At 33.4% G+C, this 23861-nt stretch carries 23 protein-coding genes and 1 pseudogene; 8 read left to right on the forward strand and 16 right to left on the reverse strand.

What is annotated here, in order from left to right:
- Positions 1-143: 143 nt before the first annotated feature.
- The 6 genes from asnB to ACNJYY_RS17145 form a co-directional block, all read right to left on the reverse strand.
- On the reverse strand, positions 144-2051 hold the full coding sequence (gene asnB / locus ACNJYY_RS17120; RefSeq protein WP_197129813.1) for an asparagine synthase (glutamine-hydrolyzing): 1908 nt from the start codon (positions 2049-2051) through the stop codon (positions 144-146).
- Between the two features lie 234 nt (positions 2052-2285).
- On the reverse strand, positions 2286-4325 hold the full coding sequence (locus ACNJYY_RS17125; RefSeq protein ID WP_231607362.1) for a copper-translocating P-type ATPase: 2040 nt from the start codon (positions 4323-4325) through the stop codon (positions 2286-2288).
- Positions 4326-4514: 189 nt separating this feature from the next.
- Positions 4515-5192, reverse strand: a complete 678-nt coding sequence (locus ACNJYY_RS17130) for a response regulator transcription factor (RefSeq protein ID WP_197129812.1) — start codon at positions 5190-5192, stop codon at positions 4515-4517.
- Positions 5193-5194: 2 nt separating this feature from the next.
- Entirely contained in the window at positions 5195-6559 is a 1365-nt protein-coding gene (locus tag ACNJYY_RS17135; RefSeq protein ID WP_197129811.1) for a sensor histidine kinase, read from the reverse strand.
- An 11-nt stretch (positions 6560-6570) separates the two neighbouring features.
- A complete protein-coding gene (locus ACNJYY_RS17140) occupies positions 6571-7299 on the reverse strand; it encodes a sulfite exporter TauE/SafE family protein (RefSeq protein WP_197129808.1) in 729 nt (242 codons plus the stop codon).
- A gap of 256 nt (positions 7300-7555) precedes the next feature.
- Positions 7556-8122 (reverse strand): YdhK family protein, encoded by a 567-nt coding sequence (locus ACNJYY_RS17145; RefSeq protein WP_197129805.1) that lies wholly within the window; start codon positions 8120-8122, stop codon positions 7556-7558.
- Between the two features lie 529 nt (positions 8123-8651).
- Here ACNJYY_RS17145 and lgt point away from each other — a divergent pair.
- Positions 8652-9452, forward strand: coding sequence for a prolipoprotein diacylglyceryl transferase (lgt, locus tag ACNJYY_RS17150; protein ID WP_312035283.1), 801 nt, complete (start codon positions 8652-8654; stop codon positions 9450-9452).
- A gap of 40 nt (positions 9453-9492) precedes the next feature.
- On the opposite strand, the gene ACNJYY_RS17155 is transcribed toward lgt, so the two are convergent.
- The 5 genes from ACNJYY_RS17155 to ACNJYY_RS17175 all read right to left on the reverse strand — a co-directional run bounded on the left by ACNJYY_RS17155 (position 9493) and on the right by ACNJYY_RS17175 (position 13560).
- Positions 9493-10242: a YwmB family TATA-box binding protein gene (locus ACNJYY_RS17155; RefSeq protein WP_197129799.1), complete on the reverse strand. Its 750-nt coding sequence runs from the start codon at positions 10240-10242 to the stop codon at positions 9493-9495.
- Between the two features lie 149 nt (positions 10243-10391).
- Positions 10392-11111, reverse strand: coding sequence for a flagellar motor protein MotB (locus ACNJYY_RS17160; RefSeq protein ID WP_231607361.1), 720 nt, complete (start codon positions 11109-11111; stop codon positions 10392-10394).
- A gap of 84 nt (positions 11112-11195) precedes the next feature.
- Complete coding sequence (locus tag ACNJYY_RS17165; protein ID WP_197129793.1) at positions 11196-11750, reverse strand: TVP38/TMEM64 family protein; 555 nt, start codon at positions 11748-11750, stop codon at positions 11196-11198.
- A gap of 27 nt (positions 11751-11777) precedes the next feature.
- On the reverse strand, positions 11778-13040 hold the full coding sequence (locus ACNJYY_RS17170) for a murein hydrolase activator EnvC family protein (protein ID WP_197129790.1): 1263 nt from the start codon (positions 13038-13040) through the stop codon (positions 11778-11780).
- Between the two features lie 367 nt (positions 13041-13407).
- Entirely contained in the window at positions 13408-13560 is a 153-nt protein-coding gene (locus ACNJYY_RS17175) for a Vmc-like lipoprotein signal peptide domain-containing protein (RefSeq protein WP_197129787.1), read from the reverse strand.
- 235 nt (positions 13561-13795) lie between these two features.
- Between ACNJYY_RS17175 and ACNJYY_RS17180 the strand changes: the two genes are divergently transcribed.
- Positions 13796-14068 (forward strand): peroxiredoxin family protein, encoded by a 273-nt coding sequence (locus ACNJYY_RS17180; protein WP_197129785.1) that lies wholly within the window; start codon positions 13796-13798, stop codon positions 14066-14068.
- Positions 14061-14387, forward strand: a complete 327-nt coding sequence (locus ACNJYY_RS17185; RefSeq protein ID WP_312035282.1) for a TlpA disulfide reductase family protein — start codon at positions 14061-14063, stop codon at positions 14385-14387. Before ACNJYY_RS17180 ends, ACNJYY_RS17185 begins: the two co-directional genes overlap by 8 nt.
- Positions 14388-14482: 95 nt before the next feature.
- Here the strand turns inward: ACNJYY_RS17185 and ACNJYY_RS17190 are convergent, their stop codons facing one another.
- On the reverse strand, positions 14483-15070 hold the full coding sequence (locus tag ACNJYY_RS17190; RefSeq protein ID WP_197129779.1) for a DUF1405 domain-containing protein: 588 nt from the start codon (positions 15068-15070) through the stop codon (positions 14483-14485).
- 668 nt (positions 15071-15738) lie between these two features.
- Here ACNJYY_RS17190 and ACNJYY_RS17195 point away from each other — a divergent pair.
- Together ACNJYY_RS17195 and spoIIP are read left to right on the forward strand one after the other, a co-directional pair.
- Complete coding sequence (locus ACNJYY_RS17195; RefSeq protein ID WP_197129776.1) at positions 15739-16407, forward strand: NlpC/P60 family protein; 669 nt, start codon at positions 15739-15741, stop codon at positions 16405-16407.
- Positions 16408-17165: 758 nt separating this feature from the next.
- Complete coding sequence (spoIIP, locus tag ACNJYY_RS17200; protein WP_370568773.1) at positions 17166-18020, forward strand: stage II sporulation protein P; 855 nt, start codon at positions 17166-17168, stop codon at positions 18018-18020.
- 542 nt (positions 18021-18562) lie between these two features.
- Here the strand turns inward: spoIIP and ACNJYY_RS17205 are convergent.
- Positions 18563-18787, reverse strand: a complete 225-nt coding sequence (locus tag ACNJYY_RS17205) for a spore germination protein (protein WP_197129774.1) — start codon at positions 18785-18787, stop codon at positions 18563-18565.
- 568 nt (positions 18788-19355) lie between these two features.
- On the opposite strand from ACNJYY_RS17205, the gene ACNJYY_RS17210 reads away from it, so the two are divergent.
- Together ACNJYY_RS17210 and ACNJYY_RS17215 are read left to right on the forward strand one after the other, a co-directional pair.
- The gene (locus ACNJYY_RS17210) at positions 19356-19727 is read left to right on the forward strand and encodes a hypothetical protein (RefSeq protein WP_197129772.1); all 372 of its coding nucleotides are present in this window, start codon (positions 19356-19358) and stop codon (positions 19725-19727) included.
- 311 nt (positions 19728-20038) lie between these two features.
- Entirely contained in the window at positions 20039-21499 is a 1461-nt protein-coding gene (locus tag ACNJYY_RS17215) for a multicopper oxidase domain-containing protein (RefSeq protein ID WP_197129770.1), read from the forward strand.
- Between the two features lie 203 nt (positions 21500-21702).
- Here ACNJYY_RS17215 and ACNJYY_RS17220 read toward each other — a convergent pair.
- Positions 21703-22121, reverse strand: a pseudogene (locus ACNJYY_RS17220) (recombinase family protein); the annotation flags it as partial.
- 279 nt (positions 22122-22400) lie between these two features.
- Between ACNJYY_RS17220 and ACNJYY_RS17225 the strand changes: the two are divergent.
- Complete coding sequence (locus ACNJYY_RS17225) at positions 22401-22709, forward strand: hypothetical protein (protein WP_197129768.1); 309 nt, start codon at positions 22401-22403, stop codon at positions 22707-22709.
- A 140-nt stretch (positions 22710-22849) separates the two neighbouring features.
- On the opposite strand, the gene qoxD is transcribed toward ACNJYY_RS17225, so the two are convergent.
- Entirely contained in the window at positions 22850-23236 is a 387-nt protein-coding gene (gene qoxD / locus ACNJYY_RS17230) for a cytochrome aa3 quinol oxidase subunit IV (protein ID WP_197129766.1), read from the reverse strand.
- The gene (gene qoxC / locus ACNJYY_RS17235) at positions 23229-23849 is read right to left on the reverse strand and encodes a cytochrome aa3 quinol oxidase subunit III (protein WP_197129764.1); all 621 of its coding nucleotides are present in this window, start codon (positions 23847-23849) and stop codon (positions 23229-23231) included. Before qoxC ends, qoxD begins: the two co-directional genes overlap by 8 nt.
- Positions 23850-23861: the final 12 nt, after the last annotated feature.

The following is a 23861-nucleotide window of genomic DNA, read 5'->3' on the forward strand; positions in this document are numbered from 1 at the left end:
CCTCCTTTTTCACATGATTGTTCTAAAATTTCCACATATACTAGTTTTCACCTTCTTTCTTTTATCTAAATTTTATTTTATGTTCATTCAAGAAATATAAAAACCAAGTACTCGAGCATGAGAACTTGGCACTTGGAAATCCTTTACACTTTTAATAACTTAGCATCATTATCGTTCAAAATTTTATCTTTCGAGAAATTATATTTCTTCTCAATATAAATTTTATGCCAAATCATAAACGTTAAAATCGTCCACAACTTTCTGCTATAATCTTTCTTTCCTTTTTGATGGTCATCTAAAAGATTCAGCAAATACACTTTATTAAACAAACAATCCGTTTCACTTTCGACAATCAAAGAATATGCCCAATCAGACAGTTCATTTTGAAGCCAATGGCGTATGGGGACCGGAAATCCTAACTTCTTTCTAGTTAGAACAGAGTCTGGTACGATTCCTTCCATTGCTTTTCTTAGTATATATTTTGTCGTTTGATTTGTTATGGTCTTAGACGAAGAAAGCTGTGAAGCAACTTTAAAGACTTCCTTGTCCAAAAATGGGACACGCAACTCTAATGAGTTCGCCATCGTCATCTTATCGGCTTTCACTAGAATATCTCCCCGCAGCCATGTGTGCATATCGATATACTGCATCTTATGAACATCGTCTAGGTGTTGAATGTTACGATATAGCTCTTTTGTAACGTTTTTATAATCCCATTTCGTTTGATAGTTCTTAAGGAGCTCCTTTTTTTCAGCTTCTAAAAATATCTTTGCATTTCCGATATAGCGGTCCTCGATGCTGGTTGTACCTCTCTCAAGAAAGCTTTTTCCACGTGTACCATCAGGTAGCATTTTTGAAAATGAGTTTAGTCCCTCTTTTACTCCTGTTGGAAGTTTTTTGAAATGTCTTAATGAATATGGTTCACGATAGATATTGTATCCACCGAACAGTTCGTCTGCCCCTTCACCGGAAAGGACTACGGTAACGTGCTTTTTGGCTTCTCTTGCGACAAAAAACAGTGGGACTAATGCAGGATCCGCGACGGGCTCGTCCAAATGCCAAATGATTTTAGGCAGTTGTTCAATAAACTCTTCTGGTTTTACAATATAATGAATATTCTCTACCCCAAGATCTGAAGCCGTTTCTTTGGCTAAATCTATTTCACTGTAACCTTCTCGTTCAAATCCTACAGTAAAAGTTTTAATTTTAGGATTAAACTCTTTAGCTAACGCTACAATACTTGAAGAATCTATACCTCCAGACAAGAATGAACCAACAGGAACATCACTTCTCATGTGCACCTTTACAGATTCTCTCATTACATCCCTAATCGTATTGATTTCCTCATCAAAAGGTTTGAAAATAGGAGTAAAGCGAGGTTTAAAGTAATTCTTAATATTCATCTTTTGACCGATTTTTTTTACAAAGTAATGACCTGGCTCTAACTTTTTTATTGAACTGGAAAAAGTGTATGGTTCTGGAACGAATTGATATGTGAGATAATAATGTAGAGCTTCCTCATTAAAGCTCCCTCCATTCGTTGCAAGCAGGATGCTTTTTTTCTCAGATGCACATAATAATTCATCCTCAGATTCATAATAAAAAAATGGCTTAATACCAAAATGATCTCTAGCACCAAACAATTCTTTTTTTTCTTTATCCCATATTAAAAAACTAAACATACCTCGCAACTCATTAAGAGCCTTTTCACGCTTGATACTATATAAAGCCAGGATAACCTCCGTATCAGAATCAGTCTTAAAAGATAGCCCTCTCTTTTCTAAGCCCTCTCTTAATTCAAGATAGTTATAAATCTCACCATTAAAGGTTATCCAATACCGATCATCTTCATATCCTAATGGCTGTTTCCCGCTATCTAAATCAATAATACTCAATCTACGGAATCCTAGACGAATATGTTCATCAAAATAATATCCAACATCATCTGGTCCCCGATGAGAGATAATATTAGTCATGTTCATAAAATCATTAACTTCTGTATTCGTTCCTTGTATCTCGTTATTACTCAAATAACCGATAAAACCACACATTACTAAATCCCCCATTAAATATAATGAAAGTTACCCATTTACTAAATTTGATGTTATTTATTATTTCAAAATATCAATTCTCGAATAATGGAAACTTAATCAATAAATATTAATAACTTAAGTAAATTTGTTATAACAAAAAAATATGCATAAATTATGAAGTAGTACCACATTCTAGTTCAAATCAAAAAAGAACTACCTTTTGATATGATAGTTCCTTCAATAAAATATAGATTAAATTTTTAACAATTGTGCATTGATGGCTACGATAATTGTACTTAATGACATTAATACTGCTCCCACTGCTGGATCTAATAAAATTCCATAGGGATAAAGAATTCCGGCTGCGAGAGGTAAGGCAAAAATATTATAACCAGCGGCCCACCATAAATTTTGTAACATCTTTTTATATGTAGCTCTTGAAAGATCAATTATTGAAACGACATCTTCTGGATTACTTCTTGCTAAAATAATATCAGCTGTCTCCATAGCAACATCTGTCCCAGCCCCTATCGCTATGCCTAAGTCTGCACTAGCAAGGGCTGGGGCATCATTTACACCATCACCGGTCATTGCAACTTTTTGACCGCTCGATTTAATCTTCTTAATTTGATCGGCCTTTTGATGAGGAAGTACTTCTGAAAATATCTCGTCTAATTTCAACTTTTTTCCGACCCAATTCGCAACTTGTTGATTGTCTCCAGTTAACATTATAGTTCGAATATTTTTTTCTTTAAGTTTCTCAATCGCCCTATAGGCAGTATCTTTAACTTGATCAGCTAGCGCAATCATTCCGTATAATTCGTCATTAATCAAAATAAAAGAAACTGTTTTGCCCTCGTTCGATAGTTTTTTATAAGTTGTTGAGTCAAAAGCTATGCTCTCTTCGATTACATACCTCGGACTCATAACTTTCACGGCCTTGCTTTTTATTATTCCTTGTAAGCCTTTTCCTGTTATTGATTTAAATTCTTCTACTTCCAACAGTTTGATATTCCTTTTATTCGCCTCTTCTACAATACCCTTCGCAATAGGATGTTCTGATTGAGATTCTATTGATGCTGCTAGTTGCAATAAATCATTTTCATCTTTATTAGCCTCAGTTATTATATCTGTAACTCCAAATTCCCCTTTTGTTAAAGTTCCTGTTTTATCAAACACAATAGAATCTAAGTTTCGAGCGTCTTCAAAACTTGTACGGTTTCTAATTAGAAGACCATTTTTAGCAGATAAGGTTGTAGACCTTGCAATTACTAATGGAACCGCTAACCCTAAAGCATGCGGACATGAAATAACTAAAACAGTAACCATACGTTCAAGTGCTATGTAGAAATCATAACCTAAGAGCAACCATATTATTAAAGTCGTTAAGCTTGCACACAGAGCTATATAAAACAACCATTTTGCTGCCCGATCAGATAATGCTTGAGTTTTCGATTTTGTTGCTTGGGCATCTTGAACCAGTTTAATGACTTGGGATAAATAGGTTTCTTCACCAATATTCTTTATTAATATCGTTAAAGACCCTTCACCATTAATGGAACCAGCAATTATGTTGTGATCCTTCTCTTTTTCCACAGGTACTGATTCGCCGGTTAACATGGATTCATTAACATTTGAAACGCCTTTAATGACTACACCATCGGCAGGCACCTTTTCTCCAGGTTTAATAAGGATTTTGTCATGTTTCTTTAATTCTGAAACAGATACATCCATTACATCACCGTTTTCTTGTATTAGATGGGCTTCTTGAGGCATTAACTTAATTAGTGCTTCCAGTGAGTTGGATGCCTTCATAATTGATTTCATTTCTATCCAGTGACCTAGAAGCATAATATCCACTAATGTCGCTAATTCCCAAAAAAAGTTTTCCCCTTCATATCCAAAAACGGTAAGAGTGCTGTAGATATAGGCTGATATGATAGCAAGCCCAATCAATGTCATCATACCTGGATTCTTTTGTTTTATTTCATCAATCAATCCTGATATAAATGGCCATCCACCATAAAAAAATACTACTGTTGACAATGTAAACAGGACTAACATCGAACTTGGAAAAGTTATGTTAAAACCAAAAAACATCTGAATCATCGGTGAAAGAATTAATATGGGTATAGTTAATAATAATGAAATATAGAACCTTTTCTTAAAATCATCAATCATATGGTCATGGTGTCCGTTATGATCCTCTTGATTAGTATGATTTCCTAACGAATGATTATGTTGTTGCTTATTTTCTTCAGTATGATGTTCATTCATGTGATGGTGATTCATTTTTTACATCCCTTCATTTATAAATTTAAACCCAATGCAATAAACACATTGGGCTTAAAACTATAATTTAGCTTTTACAATTACTATTTTTCCGATTTTTATATTAATTATTATCTTTATTGTCATTTTTGTTCTACACATCATGAATCATATCATCCATCACATTCACTACATTTTCAGATTGTTGTTCTAATTATTTTCCCATTTGTATCCTAAACCCCATACTGTTTTAAAATAGTTGTCAATTGGAAATCCTGCTTTTCTGAACTTTTCTCTAATATTTCTAACATGAGAGTCTATAGTTCTACCTTCAGTTTCAGATTCCATACCCCATATAATCTCTATCAACTGCTCCCTATTAAAGACACGCCGAGGAAATTTGATTAATAAGTAAATCATTTCGAACTCCTTTGGAGTAAGAATTATCGATTGATTATTATAAGAAATATAGTGCCTTTTCTTTTCAATAATCAATCCTTCAATTCCATAATCCTCTTCATTTTCTTGCTGCGACCTTCTTAAGACTGCTTCAATCCTAGCTAATAATACCTCTTCATCAAATGGTTTCGTAATATAATCATCCGCTCCAAGTCTTAACCCCTTTACAATGTCCATCTTTTCGTTCCTTGCAGTCAACATGATAATAGGTACTTGCAGCCATTCTCGAATCAGCTTAATTGTTTCCCAGCCATCTATATCTGGCATCATAACATCTAATAGAACTAAATGAATTTTCTCTTTTTTTATAATTTCAATCGCTTGATTTCCTGAATAAGATTTTACTATTTCAAAATTATATGGTTTTAAATATAATGAGATCAAATCTACCATTCTTTGTTCATCGTCTACTATTAATATTTTTTTCATTTTTAACTCCTTTTTAAAAATACTGAGATGGTTGTTCCTTTCCCGATTTGACTCGTGGCAGTAATCTTTCCATCATGCTGTTCTATAATCTCTTTCACAATAGCTAATCCTAAACCGGAACCTCCTTTTTCTCTAGACCGGGACTTTTCGACTCTGTATAAACGATCCCAAATCAATGGCAATTCATTTTCCGGAATCCCTTCACCCTCATCTTTAATCTGAATTTCGATAAACTCCTTGTGTCCTGTGACACTGATATTGACCGTCGTATTTTCTGATGAGTATTTCATTGCATTATCCAAGAGGTTGATTAGAACCTGATATATCCTTTTCTCATCAATCTCTAAAATATAATCCCCGTCCGAGAAATAAACCAATTCGATCTTTTTTGAAGAAAAAACTGGTTTTATATTATTAAGAACTTTTTGAACCAGTTGGGAGACCGACACTTTTTCCTTATGAATCACAAACCTAGTTTGGTCCATCTTTGCAAGTTCGAACAAATCCTCAATAAGTTTGGTCAGATTATTTGATTCTTCATTTATGATGGTTAAATATTTTGCCTTCTCTTCTACTTGGATATTTGGACGCTGCAGGATTTTAGTATAACCAGTGATGTAGGTAAGGGGTGTACGTAGTTCATGTGATATATTAGCTAAGAATTCAATTCGATCTCTTTGTAATCGATTCAAGTCCTCCGATAAAGTAGTAATCTGCAGGGCAAGTTCACCGAGTTCATCTTTTCTGTTTATATCTAAGGTGACTTTGTGATAACCATCACTTAATTTTTTTGTTGCTTCTTTCATTTTAAGTAAGGGTTTAGTAATCGTTTTAGATAAAAAGCTTACTGCAATAATCAGTATTATTAGTGAAATGATACTGATTTTAACAAACTCATCTATAAGATGGTTATTCATCTGTTGAATAAATTTTGTATCTAAAAACATATATACGAATGCCACGTGCTTGCCATCAATTACAATAGGTGAAACCGATGCAAAATAAGCTTTCTTCTTCCAGTCATTCTGTACTAAAAACCCATGATGGCTTGGTGTGATATTTTTATTCAGTATCTCTTTCATCTTAGTGTCGATATCACTTGACCTAACTAAAATGTTATCATCCGAATCCATTACTACAACTTTTGTTTTCGCTTTGGACTCCATTAGACCAACATGATGGAGTGTAACATCATCAAACTTTCTTTCTAAAACATCTCTATGATTATTTCCACGCGCGACAAGATCTCGTGTTTCCTCTTGAATACGACTTGTCAAAATGCCTTGATATAAGATTAAAAAAAGTAAAAACTCTATGATTAACATGATAACCAATAGAATTAACCCAAGTTTTATTGAAATCTTCATAGTCCCTCCTATTAGAGCCAGTAGACAAAGATATCTAGAATACCTAGAACAGTAAACAAACATCCAAAAGTCACCTGGATTACATTGCCTATTTTCTTGCTTTTCTTCAAAAGTACTCCATATAAATTAAAGTATAAGATTAAAAAGATTAATAGCAGAAATGGAAAGACTGTTCCTAAAGCGAAAATCCCCGGCAGTATGATTCCATAGGAAGTAGAAAGTACTAATGGCATTAAAAGTCCAAAAAAGAGTAGAAACATTGTTGGACAAAAACCGAGTGTCAGTACAACTCCTAATAAAAATGAATTAATAATGCCTCTTTTTGAAAAAAAGGAGTGGAAATTGAATATAATACTCAAGTTCAATTTTATGATACCAATCAGGTAAAATCCGATGATTATGAGTAACGGGCCAATCAATTTTCTGACAATAGGGAATATTGTAGTTAAGCTATTTTCTAAAGTACGACCAAATATCCATATCAGTAGTCCTAACATAATATAAACAAAAATTTTTCCGAATATGTAAGCGGAGATCTCTGGCCAAATTTTTGAATCCCTTAGAGACTTATTGCCATAATACATCATGGTACTTATATTTCCAGTTAATTGACAAGGAGCTACTGCCCCCAAAATCCCTAAAAAGAAAGCACTCAAAAGTGGTATGCCTTGGTTATTATAAAAGAGAGTAGTTAAGGGTTCATTTAAAAAACTACTTAACAAATTAAAAATATCATACATAATTCTCCCCCTCTCCCTATTAACATTACCTTAAAATTATCAAGAATTTATGCATTAAATTCAGAGCTCAATATCATCCATCTACCTAATCATACTCCCTATTTATTAATAGAAGATAAGCAATACTAAAGTTAGGCATAATTTTCTAAGTTAAGAGCTTTCGTTTAATGTGAAAAGAAGCTTCCATTGTTCACCTCTAAATAGAGGTAAAAAAAGAGTACCTACTATCGTAGATACTCCTCCCACTATTAAAATCTTACTCAGGTGATAACTCGCTTTCAGTTAACCATTGATGGTTTGTTACTTTGTCCCCACCGGTCGTAGGGGTAAAATCGACCATATAAATTGTGGTTTTCACTACAGAGTCTATAGTAGCTTCAGCATCTTTCATGCCCTCCATGTGGTCTGCATTAAGCACGACTTTTGCACCTGGTTTTAAAGGTTTCTCATTTGCATCCTGAAGCTCTTCTTGAATAACCCATTTATGATCTGTTACTTTTTCCCCACCTGTAGTTGGCGTGTATGTTACTTTATAAACATATGTATCATAAGCACCTACAATTGTTGCCTCTGCCCCTTTCATCCCTTCCATATGATTTGCATTTATAATCGCTTTACTTCCTACTTCATATTTAGGATTTTTTGCTTCTTTTAAACCTTTTGGTACTTCTCCCGATCCGGAATGGTCCATATTCCCATGGTCCTTTCCTTCTTCCATTTTCTCATCATTTTGATTTGTATCTTGGTCATTATTACCACACGCAGCGAGAGTAAGTGTGAAAACCAGTAGTAAACTTCCAAGAAAGTAATTTTTAAATTTCATTAAAAACTCTCCTTCCTTTTTTATTTAAACACTATATTACCCTTTAAATTGCAACAGTATGCATGACGATTTTTTCATTCAAACTTCATTCACACTTTTAAGTATAAGGTATCTATTTTGATAAGAAGTGTACTAATAAAATAAGAACTTTTTGTGTATTCTCTTTGCAACAAACATTAAATATTAAGTTTTTAATAGATTGTGAGATTAGAGTATCCTTTGAGGAGTATTTAAAGAAATAATCAAAGAAACAAAGCGAAGAGATAATTTAGTCTCGCATGCTGGTTTTGGTTATCTTTTAATAACTATGATCTAAACCAAGTTCATTTCAGGACTTTCCGCTAAATAATGCAGCTGAAGATGATTCCGATATATGGACTTATCTTTTATATATAAAGATAATTATTGATTAAATGAGTATAAGTCAATTAAGTCATAATTACGGTTCATCTTCAAAAAAACTCCTTATTTTTCTCTTATAATCTAATCAAAGTGGTTTTAATAGAAAATTAGAGGAGTGTTTAACTTGATTGAATCTTCAATGCAACCCATAGATCGGGTGGCTCTTGATTTTGGAGTAATTCAGATTTATTGGTATGGGTTAATCATAGCTTCAGGAGCATTTTTAGGATTTCTCCTTGCAAATAGAGAAAGCAAGAAACGTGGCCTCCCAAAAGACACGTTTGTTGATTTGGTCATGATAGCCGTACCAGTCTCAATACTTACAGCCCGATTATACTACGTTATTTTTGAATGGCAGAAGTATAAAGATAGTATTGCCGATGTATTTGCTATCTGGAATGGGGGAATCGCAATCCATGGAGCACTCATAGGTGCCTTTTTAACAGCATACATTTTTACAAAAAGAAGAGAACTATCCTTTTGGACTATTGCAGACATCGCAGCTCCAAGTATCATCTTAGGACAAGCGATTGGACGATGGGGGAACTTTATTAACCAAGAAGCCCATGGAGGACCGGTATCAAGGTCGTTCCTGGAAAATCTATGGCTTCCGGATTTTATCATTAATCAGATGTATATTGACGGTGTTTATTACCAGCCCACTTTTCTTTATGAGTCGGTATGGAACATGATTGGTTTTTTTGTCTTAATAACCCTTAAAAAGTTCAATCTTAAGAATGGCGAAGTGTTTCTAAGCTATATAATCTGGTATTCCATAGGAAGGTTTGCCATTGAAGGGATGAGGACTGACAGCCTTATGTTAACTTCCTCATTAAAGATGGCACAGATCATATCGATCGTTTTGATCGTTCTTTCCTTCTTCTTAATTGTTTATAGAAGAACGAAGAAAAATTCTCCAGTATCTTAAAAATTAGCAGGCCTCAAATATATGGCCTGCTTTTTTATATTCACGAATCCCCAGTAATAATCGGATTCCCAATGGTGATAATTGTACGTTTCCTTTCTGTATGATAATAACTTGAGATTTGAAAATTAATCTTGTTCTTATTTATTTTAATGGTCCGGTTAAGTTTTGGAGAGAACCCGTTGGAACTGATGAAGTACTTGTCTATGTACTTATCGGTTATTTTTCCTTTCAGTCTCTTTGTCATCTTATTAATGAGACTGATTTGTTCATCCTGGACTAATTTTCGCTCGATGGCTCCTTGAACTGTAGTATTGATGTTAGGATTTAACTTTAACGTGATTAACTTGTTGCGTAAGTTATCGTAAAGTTTTTTCATGTTCTTTGTTCCTAAGTCCTGACTCGTAATATTAACCAATAAATAGGTTTTGTACAAATTCGGACTTGTTTGAACTTTCTGTCCCAGCCATTTTATTGACAGTGTTGTCTTTTTACTTTTTTTATGAGTTCCTATAAATTCTATGATTCCATGATCATCGTGATCTGTGTAAACTTTTAATTGGACTGAGAATATCTGGTTTAGTTTATTTACCATTCTTTGAAAATCATTCAACGTTTGCTTTTCAGAAATGGTTGTTCCATATGTGAGAAATAATTTTTCTTGTTGTATAGATTCATTGTCCATTAAATTTTTTACGACTATTGAGTCCGTTGGCTGTTTATCACTAAAACCAATCGGACTATCTATAAGTATGAGAAAGATTGTAAGTATAATAACAAATGCCTTTTTCATTAATGTATCCCTCCCTACTAAACTAGCATCCCCATTTATGCTAGTTTTATACCGTCCATACTTATTTAGAGCATTAGAATTTCCCCATAAATAAATCCGTTTCCCAAATGGAAAACGGATTGTGTGTATATTTTATTTCAAATAAACCTCTACTCTTTTTGCAAAGGTAAGATTAAAAATTCGACCCTTCTGTTCTTAGCTCTCCCTTCAGAGGTTGAGTTAGATTCCAAAGGTTTATGTTCCCCATAAGCTTTTATACTAAAACGAGCAGGATCTAGATCTTTGTTAGAGAGCACAACATCTAGAACATGAAGAGACCGCTGCATGCTTAATTCCCAATTGGAACGAAAATCGTTATTATGTATCGGTACATTATCGGTATGACCGCCGATGATTATATCTCTTGCCGGGTGGGTTATTAATAAAGGGGTTAATTGGTAGATTATTTTTTTTGCCTCCATTTTGAGTTGACCTCTCCCAGAATCAAAAAGGATATCATTAACAATAACAATATAAAGGCCATCATCACTTAACTTCGTTTGAACAATCTTCTGAAATCCGTTTTCGTTTATATAATTCTCTATTTTTATATGTAATTTTTCAAGTTCATTTTTCTCGTATTCTATTATCGATTTTTGCTCTTCGGTTAGCATACTTGTAGTCTGGTAACTTTTAGTCTCATTTAGTACCCCTTTATTACCAAAACTTGTACTTAAGGATATCATCATGGCATTAAATTTTTTTGCATCAATACTACTAGAGGCAAAAAGTACAATAAATAATGCCAATAACAAAGTTAACATGTCCGCATACGGTATGAGCCAAGACTCATCTACTTTTTCTTCATTCTCTTGTTTTCTTTGTCTCATAACCCTCCCCCTCTTTAAGTACATTTTACATATTAGATATGGATTTTTTTTGCATAAAAAAAAGCCGTGAAAACGACTTATGACTTATTTTGAATTGGTGTTTTTGAACAATAAGTATCCCAAATAGATAGCAGTTAAAACCAACAGGATCTTTCCTATCCAGGTAAATTGCGTGATTTGATAGACGGAGAATGCTTCGAGTAATAGGGCTGGGACTTTCCCAACAATGGTAGCTGCAGAAAATACTAGAAAAGAAGAGTTAGTAAATGCTGCAGCTAATGTTACAATACCTGACGGAATAAAGGGCATCAATCGTAAAGAAAAGATTAAATAAAAGGCGTCTAACCCTTTCGCTTTTCTTAATGTATTTACCCATGAATACATGGAAATTTTGGTGAGCTTAAATTTATTTAATCCCTTTTTATATAACCAAAAAGAAATCAGGGCACCAAGTATCTCGCCTAAAAACGAGATAAACGTTCCTCCCCAAAAACCAAAGAAGATGATGTTCGCTCCGGTTAAAAACACGCTAGGAACGATCCCTAAAACAGCAATAATAATATTTAATGAAAGACTGATAGCTACTGTCAGTATTGGATTACTGCTATATAAGTCGAGAATAAAACCTTGGATATCCATATATTTTCACCCGAATTAAAATTCTTACTATCTGCTAAGAAGCGGCATAGGATTAATAGCGTTTGTCTTGCCTGAGTTCCAAGGACCTTTGTGAAGCTCAAAATGTAGATGCTGACCAAATGAATTACCAGTATTTCCTTGATACCCGACCAATTGACCTCTGCTTACTGTTTGACCATCCTGTACACTTCTACTATTCATATGAGCATATACGGTTGTATATAACTGCCCATTTATATAATGCGATATAAAAACAACATTACCGTAACTGCTTGAATAATACGACCGAAGAACTGTACCAGATTCAGCAGCTACAATAGGTACTGTACCGGCTTTTGCAATATCAATGCCTGCGTGCTCTTTCCCCCATCTTGGACCCATCGTAGATGTTAGAGTCCCTTCTGTAGGAAAAAGAAACATGCCTGTCTTGCCCTCTCTTTCATCTGATGTTTCTGCTTGAACTGGTGATGATGATGCACTTTGAACTCTTTTGCTTTTCTCCATTTCTTTTTTCTTACGTTCTAATTCTGCTTTTCTAGCGCGTTCCATTTCAGCTTTAATTGCTGATTCTTGGTTTGCTAAAAGTTTATTCTTTTCATCAAGCTCTATTAGATAATTATTAATTTTCCCCTCCTCAATTTTCAATTCCGCTAGGATTCTATTTTTTTCATCTCGCTGGGCACTTAATTGCTCTTCTAACGTTTTCATTTCAGTTAGCGTTACTTCGAGTTGTGAAAGTTTTGAATCAACTTTTTGTTTTTCCAACTTAAGGTTCCTTTGATCAAGTTTATGTTCTTCAATAATTTCACGATCTTGTTCTGCAATTAAATTTAAAGCTATTATCCGATCTAGAAAATCACCGAAATCCTTAGAACCTAACAGTACATCAAGATATTGGATGACTCCACCATCCTCATACATTGCACTTACTCTATTTTTTAAAAGCTTGTCTCTAGTCTCGATACGTTTTTCAATGATAGCTATTGATTTTTTCAGACTATCAATAGAAAGAATAATATCTTCTTTTTCAGTGCTTTTTTCCTTAATATTTTGTTCTAGTTCATATATTTTGTTGTCTATCTCTTGAATTCCATCTTGGACCTTATTTTGTTCATTTTTGACTGAATTCAGCTCTGATTTTTTTTTCTTTTCTTTTTCACCATTCTGTTCTCTCTTCTTTTTTATTTCTTCCAGTGATTCTCCATGTACAGTACTTACATTACTTGAAATACTGACAAAAGTTATATTTACAGCTAGAACTGCAGCTAACGAAACAAATTTCCTTTTCAAATTATATTCTCCTTACCCTCAGATGCAATATTTCGATTTACTTTGACAAGAAATACTATAAAAAAGAAAATTGCAGGAAATATGCATTTTAAGCTTTGTTTACATTTCAGTTCTATTACAAAATCTATAATCAAATAAGATTTCTTCTATAAATTAATGAAACAAGTATATTTATAGGATTATTATCCAAGAGGCTTTGTTTATCCATTTCATAAGAAAAAGCCCAGGGAGCACCTGAACTTTTTATTATAAACCATTATTATTTTCCAAAAATCGTAAGAGATCTCCATAAATGATTTTATCAGATAGATTAGTTCTTGTTTTGCAGTATCTGAATAATTTCAAGCGCTTAATGAACTCACAACAGTTATTCCTTGTCCATATTTCCGTGGTCCATCCCATCCATATTTTCTTTATCCATCTTCTCTTCATTTTCTTTATCATTAGAACATGCAGATATAATTCCGACACTGCTCATTAATAGAACAACAATTGATAAAGACTTAAGCCATTTTTTCATACATTCGCCTCCCTAATAACGAGTTAGACCTTTTTAAATATGATTGAAAAAGGTTAGTGGTTATTTCGATAATTAACCCTTTCTAAAAAAACTTACAACAAATATATGAAGAATTTATGCATAGTCAACTACTTGAACAAGAATTTCTTTAACAAACTTTTCTCCCAAAAATCTCCATATATGTTTTTATAATTAAAAGAAGTTGCAATATCATAAGTAACGGAGGAATGTAAAAATGAAGAAAACTATTTTTGTCACTATTCTCCTTGCTGGAATGATCGCTTGGACATTGTTTAACAATGGTATTCTTAACGCCAAGGAGGAAGTTCAAAACAATAATAATACAAGTGAAGTAAAAAAAAGAATGGAACGTAACAAAGGTGAAGAAGAGCTTAAAACCCGAATTTCAAAAGGAAATATCGCTCCTGAATTTGAATTGATGTCTTTAAATGGCTCGAAAACAAAATTGTCAGATTTCCGCGGGAAGAAGGTTCTCCTAAATTTTTAGGCGACTCGGTGTCCCCTGTCGAGAGGAAATCCCTGAAATGGAACGATTTCACAAAGACAGTAAAAATAAGGAAATTGTTATCATTGGAATTAATCTTATAACAAGTGAAAGTAGTGTATCTAATGTACAAAACTATATTAATAATGAAGGGATAACATTTAACATACTGTTAGACCAAGAAGGACAAGTAGGAAGTATCTATCGACCTATCAGTATACCAACCACTTACTTTATTGACTCTAATGGTGTGATTACGAATACGTTTATAGGACCCCTGTCATACAAAATGATGCAAGATTTTATGAATGACATGGATTAAAGCCTTCATAAACCGTAGATTTTAAAACGTTCATAGAATCCTTAAAATGTACAGAAATACTAGGTGCAAAGAATAGTGGATTTTAAATTAAATTCTTAAATAGATCGTTTGCCTTTTCTATATATGCATATATAATAGGTGAGCAAAATAGATCCAATGCTTAGCCAAAAAGTAAAATAACCTATTTGAGGCGTATATTGATTAAGTAAACTGTATCTTGGCATCATAAAAAACACATAATCGATTACATCGTTGTGCAACGTCCAAATTGCTACAATTGTTAAATGAAGTGGTTTAATCTTATAGAATGGGGCATACAACAATCCTTGTATTGCCATACCCAGATGAGAAAGGATTAACATCATACCAACAATATTAAGAGATTCATTAACAATAAACACAAGTATGTTCATAAAAACAGCCCAAATTCCGTACTTAAACAAAGTAACGATTGCTAGTCCTTCAAAGATTGGCAGATTTTTATTTACTAGAAATGCAAATAATACGATAACAAAGAATAAACTAGCAGTGGGACTGTCAGGTACAAAAAGTAAAAACTTGGATGGTGTTTCAGTTAACTGGACCCCGTACCAAATATAACCATAAATTGTACCTAAAATATTAATTGTTAGCAATAAACTAAGAAACGTTTTACTTTTTAAAATATAAAACACTTGATTCAAAATAGTCCCTCACTTCATATAGAGTCATGTTGATGTACCGGTAAACCTCTTAGTCTATAATAAGCTACAAATGTGAAGAAGCTATGCACTCTAAAATCATCTGAAATAAAACACTTTTTTGTAAGAGTGATTTTGATGCTCATACTCGCTATCAGCGTAAGCTATTACTTTGATTAGATTTTTTCCATATCAAACAAAGTTAAAGAGGGCTGTAACTCCTCGGTTTCAGCCCTTTTTAACTTTGTTTATATAATTTATATGTTGATTAACATTTCAGTTTTCCAATAAAACTCACTAAAAACTTCCCCAAAAGCTTCAGGAGTTTTATCAATACACCCCCATTAATATTGATTTCGCATTGTTTGTCAAATCTAAATTATTAATCCCATTACCTTCCTTTTTTCTTTTAATACCTATCCACTCTATTTAAAATTTAGAGGTTTAAATATTTCTCTTACCCTGGATGATCCTCCCCGCCCACAAAAACAGATGTTTTATTCAATAAGTAATTATTCACCAGTAGCTCGTAAACTAAAATTGGAAATAATGTCGAATATCCTCAAATTCTGCACAAATTTGTAATTATTAATTAACCTAACCATAATACCTTTGATATAAAAGATTGCTAGAATAATGAGAGCAAAAGAGAAAACAGGAGGAATTAAGAAGTGAAAAGATTAGTTATAGGAGCAACAATTGCAGGATTCTTAACATTAAACCCATCAATCGGTAAAGCAGCTTTAGGTGATCAGACACTTAAACCAGGAATGACACATTCTGAGGTCAAGGATTTGCAAACTCATCTAAAGAGTAAAGGTTATTTTACATATTCAGGACAAACTACCAATTATTTTGGTTCATATACTAAAAGTGCAGTCATCAGTTTTCAAAAAGCTAAGGGACTGAAAGCGGATGGTATTGTGGGGTCCGATACATTTAAAGCATTAGGTATTAAATCGCCGGTATATGCCCCAACTTATAGTAAAGCAAAGTTGGTTAATACAGCTAAGAAATATATGGGAGTTCCTTATGTATGGGGAGGTACCTCCTCAAAGGGTTTTGACTGTAGCGGATATCTGAATTATGTATATCAGGAAGCTACCGGAATTAACCTTCCACGCACCGTATCGGAAATTTTCTTAAAAGGGACAAAAGTGAACACGCCACAGGTAGGGGATATGGTATTTTTTGAAACTTATAAACCAGGCGCATCTCATGCGGGAATTTATATTGGAAATAATGAATTCATCCATAGTTCTTCATCAAAGGGTGTGAGTATAAGTTCCATGAAAAACTCATATTGGTCAACAAGGTATCTTGGAGCCAAAAAATATTAACAAATTCAAAATTAATTAAAAATGGCGCAGACTCAAAGTGTAAAAACTTTTGAGTCTGCCTCTTTTTTCTATATTATTCATAACAAATTGTCTCTAAATGTTCTTGACCTCAAACTGCCACAGATAGCTACGGTCATCGTATTAAATGACAGAAGCACCCACCTATCGTTTGAACTAATATTTCTACCAATCAATCATATTAATTATCTTTCTTACTCCACTGTAATATATTTACATGCAATAAATATATTCTAGACTCTAAATCCTCTATTATTATAAGAATACTTTTCGGTTTCTAGTATATAATCTACTAACTAGACGCTGAGGTGAATGTTATGAAAAAATTACATCGATGGTTAGTTTTTATCTTTTTTTCTTCTATTATTAGTTTTTTTTTATTCCCATGGGTATTTACAATAGGAGTATTCATAGCTGGAATTACATTGTTCTGCTTTCACATTGTTCAATGTTCACTAGAGGAAAGTGAAAACTCTTATGAAAAAAAATAGATATCTACAAGCCACTGTTTTGTTGGTAAGCCTAACTTTTCTATTTGTAATTATGTTTTCAACGGTAAAAAGTAAATGGTTTGATTCTACGCTTCTTACTAATGGCTTAGAGACTTTAGTAGTGAAGCACTCGTATATGCGATAGGTTCACAAAACGGTTACTTTACAAAAGCTTTACCAGCAGAAAGTGAACCTCCTAAGTTATCCTCTATCTTCGTTCAACTCGCTACCAATATTCGGCCTGGGGATATACGTAGTTTATTTGGAAATGAGTTACCTGGCTTAGCAATATATGATTCAGAAATCTATTTAGCGAGTAAAGGAACCAATTTTTCAACATTACCTATTGAATCAACACCTCCTATCGAAGAAATCATGAAAATGACTGAGCCGACAGATGAAAATAAACAAATTTTAAAAGAGAATGAAGAAAAACATAAAGCGCCAAACACTAATGGCAAACCCGTGGTTCATATTTATCACTCGCATAGTTATGAAGCGTTTAAGTCTTTGTCAAAAGATGGAACATATAATAGTTCCAACCCTGAAACTAACATCATAGCAATTGGTGACCTTTTAAAAAGAGATCTTGAAGAACGAGGAATTGGTGTATCCCATGATACGTCTAACATTGGTGAAAAACTTAAATCTAAGAACTGGGGTACTGGAAAAGCATATATTGCAGCGAGAGAAAATGTTATTGACGCAATTTCTAATAATAAAAGCATTCAATACTTGATTGATATGCATAGAGATTCACAACCTAAAAAAGTAACAACAATCGAAATTAACGGTAAGCAATATGGCCGGTTGTTCTTAGTGGTTGGAAAGGAACATCCAGGTTACGAAAAAAACCTTGTTCTAGCTGAATCAATGCACAATAAGATTAACGAAAAATACCCTGATCTTTGTCGTGGAGTAATTATTAAAGATAAAAATGAAGGAAACGGTGTATACAATCAAGACCTTTCAAACAAATCATTGTTGATTGAAATGGGTGGAATTGATAACAATCTTCAGGAACTCATTAATACTTCGGAGGCATTTGCTGAGGTATTCAGTGAAATGTATTGGGAGAATGAAAAAGTAAATACTGTTAATTAAATTTATGAGGCATTTTACGAATTACTCCTGTTTTAGATAAAGGCCAACAAGATTGTAGAGGAGGTGTATATTGGGGCTTTAAACATTCACTCAAAAAAATTACTGTTTCTAAAAGGTCACATTCCCCCTAGCTTTCTCTAACATATCTATGTCCAGATAAGCTAGCTCAATTATTGATCTCCACTAGATTTATATTTTAATAGTGACAAAAAGCCAGCAAAATTGTTAAATGAGAGAGGGAACTTATCTCCTCTTTAATAATGGAACTGAACCATTACTGCAGGAGGGATACTAATCTCCCTCCCATAATTCATCCACCTTTACCTATTCTTGATTCTTTTCATTTACATAAACAGATGCGAACAACATATTTTTCAAGCCAAAAATATGAGGTATACTAAGTGGAATTGTTATGTAATAGGGGACCGTGAATAGAAGGTAGAAAAACAGGCAGCTAGTATCCCTTAGAAAATGATTTTTGGTATACAGCTTACTGCTAAAACGGCCCTATTTAAAACCGATAATAAAATGAATTTTGTTTTTTAGAGATTGGTTGAATTATTACTATCATTTTTATCATTATCAACTGTAACCGTGTAACTTGGTCCATTGAAGATCATTTTATTATTTCCAACATTCAAACTTCCAGAGCCTCCGTGGAATTTAGAACTATGGTTTGGTGAAATTGAGAATGCATCTCCAAACGAAGCTACTGAATTAGGTGCTATACGATTAATACTAATTCCTTTTGTAATGAGTGAAGACATATTTTTTCCCCTTTCTTACTGATGAATAACAGTATTGTTTAAAAACATGAACATCCATCTAAGTACCTAAAATAATATTTATTATTTTTACTAATGAGCCTATCACTTTACTTGCTTAAATTATATGTAAAAATCTTTACTATGTTCTTAACTCTAAAAAACACATTTTTTAAGCTTTATTCATTTTTTCTCTTAAAAAATTCTTTCGGCTTATTGATTTTCTATATAATCTCTCTTGATTGATTTCAAAAAAATAAAGGGAGTTTTGATATCTTCTCAACCCTTTTACATTGTAACCCATAATTAAAATTAAACATAAAGTAAAACTAAAACAAAAAGTAAAGAACTACACGCGCCAAAACAGACAGAAACCACTGCGTCAACCTTCAGTAATGAAATAAAAACAACTGTCATCGATGACCAATTAAACGATTAATTGATTTTATTTAATGATCTCTGATGGCGTCACGAATCTGTAATCTAAAGAAATGTTCAAAAGAACAATGCTCGAACAGAACCATGCGGTATGGTTTCTATATATGATGACATCAAGTATAGGGGGACATATATGGAATACAAAGAATATGGCCAACTGTTAAAGGAAATCGGAAAATATATAACTGATGATTGCGAAGAGATTACATTAACAAGTGATATTCATACAATCGAACGATTTTTATTCTTAATTTTAAAAAAGTTCAACAAAATCATCTCCTTGCTTCAAAGTATAACTCCCCCTGAAATCGTAAAACGAGAAAACGAAGAGCTCTTGCTGTTATTTGAACATCTAGCCGATGTTACGAAAAAGGGATTTAGTCAAAAGAGGCGAGAGGAGGTATCAATAGAGACGGGACGGATAACCGAGGAAATCCAACTCGTGTGTCTCTCAATCATGACCAAGGTGCTTGAGTTATGCGACACCCCCAAAAATGAGATATAAGAGTAACATATTTATCTGCTCAGGTGTCAGCAATTTCTTTCCCTCTCGTACAACACTTTCTTGTTGGCAACCTTCTACATGCTCTTACATACCTAGATTCCCACATAATCACCGCTATTATTGTGCAACATCTACGGTATTGAAAATTCATTTATACGTATATAAATGGATTAGCGTAAGAAATGTGATAATGATTTAGAGGTACCATGAAAAAGGCTGATGTTCATTTGAGATTAAACTCTTGCATAAGATAATTAATAGCCTATTCAGATTGATAAATTCATGATTTTCTTATGACTGGGGGTATTTCAATGTCTATAAGGCATTATGTTTTATTTGCAACGGACGGATTTGTTTATCTGCCTATTGATAAAACTCTGTGTCCCTCTCCAAAATCAAGAAAAAAGGTTTATATTCTTGGATTTATTGGAGGTCTTTTTAAAGTAAATGACAAAATTATTAATCCTAAACTTGATTGGTCCAATCGTAAAAATTGGAAAAATATCCTTGATATGAAGGGTAATGCAACAATTCCTTCTCCTCTAATTTTTGGAGAAGTTGGTGATCGCATCTACATTACACTCATAAATTTAGGAATGAAAGAACGTCCTAATTTAATGGACTATCATACTATTCATATGCACGGGGCTCACGTCCCTACTCAGTTGGATGGGTTTCCTGAAACATCTTTTGGTGTGCCTGTCTGGACTAATTATAAAAATCCTCCACCAAATATGACTTATTTTTTTCAACCAGAAATTCCAGGAACATTAATGTATCACTGCCATGTAGAGGCATCTGAACACATTCAGATGGGTATGTATGGAGGCTTAATCGTTTATCCATCAAAAGAAAGCTTATTTAAAGCAGGTATTAAACAAAATAGTAATGGAGTATGGTTTTTTAAAGGGATACCACAACCTCAAATTCCCAAGTCAGCTTCAAATAGAAATTTTGCTTATAACAACATTCATACATACTTTGATAAAGAGTATGTTATGTTATTATCTGATGTAGATTCGGTATGGCACGATAATGTAAATAAGGGTATATTCTTTGATGCTGCCAATTACAAACCGGACTTTTGGCTAATTAATGGACGTTCATTCCCCGATACTTTACTACCTCATCCTTTATCTCTATTATATAATGAATCAGAATCTGATTTTGTACAAATCAATTATGAATCATTTGTCCGCGTGGAAACTGATCAAAAATTTTTGCTCAGGATGATTAATATGGGATACCAGGTTGTACCCTGGCATATTCACGGATGGCATTTCACAATTATAGGAAAGGATAGCCATCTTGATCCATTTATAAAGCTTTCATCACTCTTCCAACTCGATGAATCATTCCATAATGAAATCAAAAATAAAGGTTTCACTGTAAGCATAGGTTCGGGAGAAACTTATGATTTACTACTAAATGCAGATGATAAACGATTTGAATATTTAAATTATATTACTAGAGGGCAAGATGGCTTTCCCTCATTTTGTTCTCAATTAAAAAAATTGTATAAAGCCGATTCTAAGTCAGTTTTTAATATTCCTACAGAACCTGTTAAATGCAAGTCACCAGAGTTAATTAATTATCTTCAAATTTGTCAGCAACCAATTATTGATTTAAATGATAAATTTTTTCCGCAATTTTATCCTATGCATAACCATGATGATTATAAAATCACAAATAAAGGGATTTATCCTGGCGGTCAGTTAACATATATACAAACTGATACACCTGACTATTATGTCGATGATGACATAAATTAAGACAATAAAGGTTATTTTTGTTAAAAATAATTCGATGGACTTAGAATAGTTTTTGCACGTTACATTATTACCCGATATTTGTATTACAGGATTTAGTTATTGGAAATGGAGAATTATGCTGATTAGTTCTGATATTATTCTTGAAGAAATAGTCCCGTAAGTATACCTGAAGTTTCTTTATGGTTGGTATTACGAACTAAAAATCCAAATGAAACCCCGTATCGAAACGCAGCATCAATACCTCCACGCTGCCGTTTCCAAATTCTTTCCGGTTCTTCTTGTGCCACCCGGGATAGTATTTGTAAAATTAAATCAGCAATAAAAAACTCCAAGACTATCTTTATATTTAGTCGTATCTAACATGGGTATATCGAGAACCACTATTTCGGCTTATATGTTTATTGTGATGTCATTCCTTCCATTCATTTGAGATTTCACTTTATTCCTTCCGAAACGATTCAAATAATAAATGTACATAACTCTCAGTATTCGTTTTTGAAGGTGATATTGTTCACGAGGAAAATCCCAACCACTTTGTTTATCGATAAATATATCACGTTCGTTAATGTCAATAGCTTAAAGAAAGCAATTTCAAATTTTCATTTTGGTCTTTACTACTCACTCAAATATATCCAAACATTCAAATTTTAACAGAACCACCGTCCTGTTACATTTTTCCTTAATTAAATGAAAGTCCATATTTTATTAACGTAGTTTTATGAATACTTTAATTTACTAAAACACTACAGTTCTACAGTTCATAAATGTGTGTATATTTGAATCGTATTATTCCGTTTCCACTCTACAAATTTCTTTAAAATATAATGGAACATGTTTAATCAAAATAGATTAGGGAAAATTATTTTTGATAAAGTAAAAAAAGAAAGGAAGTAAATAAAAAATGCAACAGACACAAGACTTGCACAAAACTAATGAAGAAGTTTTAGAAACAGGGAAATATATCTGTGCAGAAGGCGAAACAAAAGAATTGCAAAAAGGAGATCATTTTCCTCCTTGCCCTAAAACAAATGAATCGACTTCTTGGAGACATGCCGATCACACCCATAAAACTGGTGATGAGGTCACAGAATCCGGACATTACATTGATAAGGACGGAGAACATGTTGATTTAACGCATGGAGACACTTTTCCTAGTTGTCCTAACACAGGAGAACCTACTTCGTGGAAACATACTGGTAACAACCACTAAATTAAATTAGTTATAAGAAAATTTTTTAGTAACTCTTAAAATAAAAGAAAATAAAAAGAGGAGCCGTTACACTAAACGGCTCCTCTTTTTGCATGTGAAAATAATGAAAGTTACTGTAACCCGTAAATCAAATAGGTTTATTAATCATGGTTCATTGATCCAGAATCCATTTTCATCTCGTGTTCTCCATTAGTCGGTTTCTTTTCTGCATGACCAGAGGATAGAACCCATACCGATCCTACTACAATAACAATCGCAACAAAAAATCCAAATAATATATTCCCGATTTGAATTCGTCCCGAAAAACCTTGTGTTCTAGAATTCTCCGTTAAGTGCATGAACATTAAGAGTTGTAATGCTGCTTGTATAATTGCAAGCCCAAAAATAACAAGCAATTTTATATTCGTTGATAAATCGGTTTCTAGGGCGAACCATATAGCAAACAGTGTTAACACAATAGACAATACAAAACCAACCACATGCTTCCAAGGAATACCTTTATGTTGAGCAGCTGCATGATTAGCCATGTTGCATCACCATCCCCATGAGATAAACGGCTGTGAAGAGAAAGATCCAAACAACATCAAGAAAGTGCCAATATAGACTTGAAATAAATACTTTAGCGGTTGTTTGAGGTGTTAAGCCCCTTTTTGCAACCTGTATCAGAATCAATATAATCCAGCCAATACCAAGGGTTACATGCAGTCCGTGTGTACCGACCAATACGAAGAATGCTGACCATGCTGCACTTGTGCCTATATTCGCTCCTTCATGAATGTAGACAAAGAATTCATAAATCTCGAAACCAAGGAATCCAAGACCAAGCAAGATGGTTGTAATCATCCAAAAGAATAAGCCTTTTACATTGTAGCGACGCATTTCATGGATTGCTAGTCCACATGTGAAACTACTGGTTAATAACAAGAAAGTCTGTATCAACAATCCTTTTACTTCAAACAATTCTCCTAATGCAGGACCATCTGCTGTCCTGTCCATCAAAACCATATATGTCGCAAACAGTGTTGAGAACAAGGCTATTTCGGCCCCAAGGAACAACCAAAACCCTAAAATATTCAATCTTCCAGTCTCTGATTGATATTCCATCGGCGTGTTGAGGTCTCTTACTTTTGATTGTGCCATGTCCACGCCTCC

It is taken from the genome of Fictibacillus tiangongensis (assembly GCF_048083785.1).
In the GTDB taxonomy this organism is placed as follows: domain Bacteria; phylum Bacillota; class Bacilli; order Bacillales; family Fictibacillaceae; genus Fictibacillus.

What these genes read in the sequence shown, in the direction of transcription:
- asnB (WP_197129813.1), bottom strand. Translation starts at nt 2,051, where the DNA reads ATGTGTGGTTTTATCGGTTATTTGAGTAATAACGAGATACAAGGAACG.
- ACNJYY_RS17125 (WP_231607362.1), bottom strand. Translation starts at nt 4,325, where the DNA reads ATGAATCACCATCACATGAATGAACATCATACTGAAGAAAATAAGCAA.
- ACNJYY_RS17130 (WP_197129812.1), bottom strand. Translation starts at nt 5,192, where the DNA reads ATGAAAAAAATATTAATAGTAGACGATGAACAAAGAATGGTAGATTTG.
- ACNJYY_RS17135 (WP_197129811.1), bottom strand. Translation starts at nt 6,559, where the DNA reads ATGAAGATTTCAATAAAACTTGGGTTAATTCTATTGGTTATCATGTTA.
- ACNJYY_RS17140 (WP_197129808.1), bottom strand. Translation starts at nt 7,299, where the DNA reads ATGTATGATATTTTTAATTTGTTAAGTAGTTTTTTAAATGAACCCTTA.
- ACNJYY_RS17145 (WP_197129805.1), bottom strand. Translation starts at nt 8,122, where the DNA reads ATGAAATTTAAAAATTACTTTCTTGGAAGTTTACTACTGGTTTTCACA.
- ACNJYY_RS17155 (WP_197129799.1), bottom strand. Translation starts at nt 10,242, where the DNA reads ATGAAAAAGGCATTTGTTATTATACTTACAATCTTTCTCATACTTATA.
- ACNJYY_RS17160 (WP_231607361.1), bottom strand. Translation starts at nt 11,111, where the DNA reads ATGAGACAAAGAAAACAAGAGAATGAAGAAAAAGTAGATGAGTCTTGG.
- ACNJYY_RS17165 (WP_197129793.1), bottom strand. Translation starts at nt 11,750, where the DNA reads ATGGATATCCAAGGTTTTATTCTCGACTTATATAGCAGTAATCCAATA.
- ACNJYY_RS17175 (WP_197129787.1), bottom strand. Translation starts at nt 13,560, where the DNA reads ATGAAAAAATGGCTTAAGTCTTTATCAATTGTTGTTCTATTAATGAGC.
- ACNJYY_RS17180 (WP_197129785.1), top strand. Translation starts at nt 13,796, where the DNA reads ATGAAGAAAACTATTTTTGTCACTATTCTCCTTGCTGGAATGATCGCT.
- ACNJYY_RS17205 (WP_197129774.1), bottom strand. Translation starts at nt 18,787, where the DNA reads ATGTCTTCACTCATTACAAAAGGAATTAGTATTAATCGTATAGCACCT.
- ACNJYY_RS17210 (WP_197129772.1), top strand. Translation starts at nt 19,356, where the DNA reads ATGGAATACAAAGAATATGGCCAACTGTTAAAGGAAATCGGAAAATAT.
- ACNJYY_RS17215 (WP_197129770.1), top strand. Translation starts at nt 20,039, where the DNA reads ATGTCTATAAGGCATTATGTTTTATTTGCAACGGACGGATTTGTTTAT.
- ACNJYY_RS17225 (WP_197129768.1), top strand. Translation starts at nt 22,401, where the DNA reads ATGCAACAGACACAAGACTTGCACAAAACTAATGAAGAAGTTTTAGAA.
- qoxD (WP_197129766.1), bottom strand. Translation starts at nt 23,236, where the DNA reads ATGGCTAATCATGCAGCTGCTCAACATAAAGGTATTCCTTGGAAGCAT.
- qoxC (WP_197129764.1), bottom strand. Translation starts at nt 23,849, where the DNA reads ATGGCACAATCAAAAGTAAGAGACCTCAACACGCCGATGGAATATCAA.